4 protein-coding genes and 1 pseudogene are annotated in these 3,767 nt (G+C 74.3%); 3 read left to right on the forward strand and 2 right to left on the reverse strand.

The window, feature by feature from the left end; genetic code table 11:
• Positions 1 to 103: 103 nt before the first annotated feature.
• Positions 104 to 577 (reverse strand): hypothetical protein, encoded by a 474-nt coding sequence (locus E9529_RS21075; protein ID WP_236833222.1) that lies wholly within the window; start codon positions 575 to 577, stop codon positions 104 to 106.
• Positions 578 to 819: 242 nt separating this feature from the next.
• Between E9529_RS21075 and E9529_RS21080 the strand changes: the two genes are divergently transcribed.
• Together E9529_RS21080 and E9529_RS21085 are read left to right on the forward strand one after the other, a co-directional pair.
• A complete protein-coding gene (locus E9529_RS21080; protein WP_236833223.1) occupies positions 820 to 1,533 on the forward strand; it encodes an SRPBCC family protein in 714 nt (237 codons plus the stop codon).
• A gap of 322 nt (positions 1,534 to 1,855) precedes the next feature.
• Complete coding sequence (locus tag E9529_RS21085) at positions 1,856 to 2,791, forward strand: sugar phosphate isomerase/epimerase (RefSeq protein WP_236833224.1); 936 nt, start codon at positions 1,856 to 1,858, stop codon at positions 2,789 to 2,791.
• A gap of 76 nt (positions 2,792 to 2,867) precedes the next feature.
• Here the strand turns inward: E9529_RS21085 and E9529_RS21090 are convergent, their stop codons facing one another.
• Positions 2,868 to 3,467 carry a TetR/AcrR family transcriptional regulator gene (locus E9529_RS21090; protein WP_236833225.1) on the reverse strand — a complete coding sequence of 200 codons (600 nt, stop codon included), beginning with the start codon at positions 3,465 to 3,467 and terminating at the stop codon, positions 2,868 to 2,870.
• Between the two features lie 21 nt (positions 3,468 to 3,488).
• Between E9529_RS21090 and E9529_RS21095 the strand changes: the two are divergent.
• Positions 3,489 to 3,767: pseudogene (locus tag E9529_RS21095) on the forward strand (MFS transporter); the annotation flags it as partial.

The following is a 3,767-nucleotide window of genomic DNA, read 5'->3' on the forward strand; positions in this document are numbered from 1 at the left end:
AGCGCCAGGGTAGTGATCGACACAGCGGCTACTCCTCAATCAAGTTGCCGCCATCACCTCACAAGATCCGCGAAGTTCAACGCTGCGCCACGCTACCGACCGCTCAGGCGGTGGGCTGCCGGCCCTCCGTGGTGCCCGGGACCTCCGGGGGAGGCGCCAGCCACACCGTGCTCGCCAGCGCGCCGTACAGCAGCGCCGGGCCGGCGTGCGGCCACCGCTTGCCGGCGGCGGCCCGGGCCTGCCCTCGGCGGAAGGCCCACCGCTCCCCGGCCACCACGCCGGCGGTCGAGGCGGCCAGCGCGGCGACCGCGATCCCGGCGAGGGCGGTCCTGTTCCTCGTCGGCAGCGCGCGCCAGGCCTCCGCGGGGTGCACCTCCTCGCGGACCTCCCGCAGGGACTCCCGGGCCGCCCGCAGGTCGGGGGTCGAGGCGGCGAGGGAGACGGCCATGATCGCGGCCTTCGCCCAGCCCCGCGCGGTGCGGGAGGTGATGACGTCGGGCGTGGCGTCCCACAGCGCGGTGGAGGCCCCGCCGACCAGTGCGGCGAAGGCACGGGAACGCGTCGGTGGTGTGCTCATGCCGCCATGATGGCGAAGGCGGTCGCCAGCGCGGTGCGGCGGTCGGTCAGGACCCCGGTCCGACGGCGGGGACCGCGAATCGGCTCGACCGATACGGGGTAGCGCGACGACTCCACGTGCAACAGCTGACCACCGTGAGGGGACGAGCGATGAGCACCAAGGCCGAGAAGTCGATCCAGGTGGACGTTCCGGTGACCACCGCCTACAACCAGTGGACGCAGTTCTAGGACTTCCCGCACTTCATGGGGGGCGTCAAGGAGGTCCGCCAGCGCGACGACCGGCACCTGCACTGGGTGGCGGAGATCGCCGGGGTCCGCCGGGAGTGGGGGGCCACCATCCTGGAGCAGGTCCCGGACCAGAAGATCGCGTGGGCCGCCAAGGAGGGCGCGACGAACGCCGGAGCGGTGCGGTTCGAGCCGCTGGGCGCAGGTTCCACCCTGGTGCACCTCTCGCTGGAGTACGAGCCCGAAGGCCTCGTCGAGCAGGTCGGTGACAAGCTGGGGCTGGTCGAGCGCCAGGTCGAGTCCGACCTCCAGCGGTTCAAGGCGCTGGTGGAGAGCGAGGGCTACGCCACCGGCGGCTGGCGCGGGTCGGTCAACCCGAACATCGACGTCGGCACGCCCGGCGCCAGTGCGGCCCACACGTCGCGGGGTGACAGCGGCAAGGCAGGGGTGTCCGGCAAGGCGGTCGCCGCGGGTGCCGCGGTGGCGGGCGCCGCGGCCGCGGCCGCGGCGGCCGCAGCGTCCAGGACGGGCCAGGGGGAGGAGCAGCCGGCGACCCGGGTCACCGAGGAGATCCCCGCCGCGCCGCAGCCACCGGTCCGAGAGGTCCGGGAGGAGGTCGTGGTGGAGGACGTCTCCTCGGCTGCCCCCGCTCCCGGTGCGTCCACCGAGCGCGTGGAGACCGTCCGGGTCGGCCCCGACGACGACCTCTCCACCGGCCGCGGGAACCGCTGACCTCCGCCGGTCGGTGGAGGTCCGCCCGGCCCTCCACCGACCGGCTGCGGGAGGGGGCGTGGCATCCGCCCGCGCGGGTCGGGTGCTCGCCACCCGGTAGGTGTGCGCGCCGGTCAGGGCATCCGCCCAAGGGTGAACGAACTTCCGCTGTCGGTCGTGCAGAAGTGTTGCTAGCTTCTGTGGCGCAGCACACAGCCCTCGGCGCAGGCGCGGAGCCACCCGCGGCGGCCGGGTGCCTCCGGGCCCCGGCGGCGATCGGCACGGGTGGGTCGGCCTGCGGCGACGGCACGCGTTCGCCACCCACCCGAGAGGACCCCCGCTCTTGTCGAGAACCCTGCGCCACGCCCTGCGGGCCGCGCTGTTCGCCGCCCTGTCGTCCCTGCTGCTCGTCGGCCTCGTCGGCCCGGCGAGCGCGGCCCCGCCCCCCACCGCGGAACGCGGGGAGAACTCGTGCGTCGGCCGGCCTGTGCCGGCCCGCCTCGTCTCGATCCAGCTGTGGACGTTCGCCGAGTACATCGGCTTCGGCACCGACGCGGCCACGCAGGCCCGCCACGAGGAGGTGCTCCGCAGTCTCAGCGAGATGGGGTACCGGAATGTCGAGCCCTTCACCCTCAGCGGGATGACGGCCGAGCAGTACGCCGAGCTGCTGCGGAAGTACCGCCTCCAGGCCCCGGCGCGGCATGTCAGCGTCGGCACCCCCGAGGAGCCGGCGGACATCGAGCAGATCCTCGCGGAGAACCGCGTCCTGGGCGTGAAGTACTTCGGCTCCGGCGGCACCCCGCAGTACACGACCGAGGCCGAGTGGACCGCCTACGCCGAGTACCTCGACACCGTCGGCGAGCAGGCGCGCAAGGCCGGCCAGTGGCTGATGGTCCACAACCACAACTGGGAGTTCGAGACCACGTTCGGCGACCGGACCGCCTTCGACGTCCTCATGCAGCACACCGAGCGGCGGCACGTGGTGTCGCAGCTCGACCTGTACTGGGTGGCCTTCGCCGGCACCGACCCGATCGACGTGATCGAGGAGTACGGCAACCGGGTCCGGCTGTTCCACGTCAAGGACCTGAACGAGGGCATCGAGCGCCGGATCGAGATCGTCGGTCGCGGTGACCTCGACTTCGCGTCGATCTTCCGCGCCGCCGGTGGCAGCACCCGGTACTACGTCGTCGAGCACGACCCGCGCTTCGGCGACCCGACGTTCGACCCGTTCGTGGCGGCCGAGGAGGGCTTCGCGCACCTCACCTGCTCGACCCGCTGACGCATCCCGCACCCACGGGAGGGGCGGCCCCGGACTCCGGGGCCGCCTCTCTCCGCGTCCCGTGGGGGGCTGCGGTTCACCGTCCGGCGAGCCGGGCGTCCACGACCGTGCGCGCGGTGGCACGGGCGCGGCCGACCGGGTCCTCATCGAGCGCTCCCGGGGTGGTCGCCCGCCGGGCGAGCCCGGCCAGCGCGCCGTCGTAGAGGAGCAGCAGGTCCGCGGCGAGCTCGTCGGGCCGGTCGGCGCCGGCGGCGCGCGCGAGCTCCAGCAGCCGCCCGGAGAGCAGGATGGTGTCCGCGGTGAGCCAGACCTGGCCGGGGTGATCGGCCGGCAGCTCGGTGGCGGCGGCCTGGAAGCCGCACCCCCGGCGGTCGCCGGTCCGCCGGCGGTACCGGGCCAGCGCCTCGAAGACCGACAGGAGCCGCTCGCGGTGGTCGCCCTCCTCGGCGAGCACCTCGTCCCAGACCTCGCGCCACCGGCGGTGCCGCTCCTCCAGGTAGGCCGCCACCAGCCCGTCCTTGCCGGCGAAGTGCGCGTACATCGTGGCCGGTGACACGCCGGCCCGCCCCAGGACGGCGTCGACCCCCGTCGCGGCGATGCCCGACTCGTAGAAGAGCTCGGACGCGGCCGAGAGCAGCCGCTGCCGCGCCGTCGGGGTCGCGGGTGTCCGGCTCATGGCGCTACTGTAACGACCGTTATGGCGAAACGATCGTTACAGCGCGCCGGGACGCCCGGTCGGCTGCGCCCGGCGCTGCTCGTCGGGGCGGCCCTGGCCGTCATCGCGGTCACCTACGGGCTGGCCCGCTACGGGTTCGGGCTCTACCTGCCGCAGTTCCGCGCCGAGTTCGGCTTCTCCGCCGGCGCCGCCGGTGCGCTGGCGGCCGGCGGTTACGCGGCGTACTGCATCACCGCGCTGCTGGCCCCGCTCCTCGTCGCGCGGGGTCGGGGGCGAGGGGCGCTGTGGGTGGCCGGGGGC

Origin of the sequence: Blastococcus sp. KM273128, from assembly GCF_021698975.1 — a bacterium.
Lineage (GTDB): Bacteria > Actinomycetota > Actinomycetes > Mycobacteriales > Geodermatophilaceae > Blastococcus.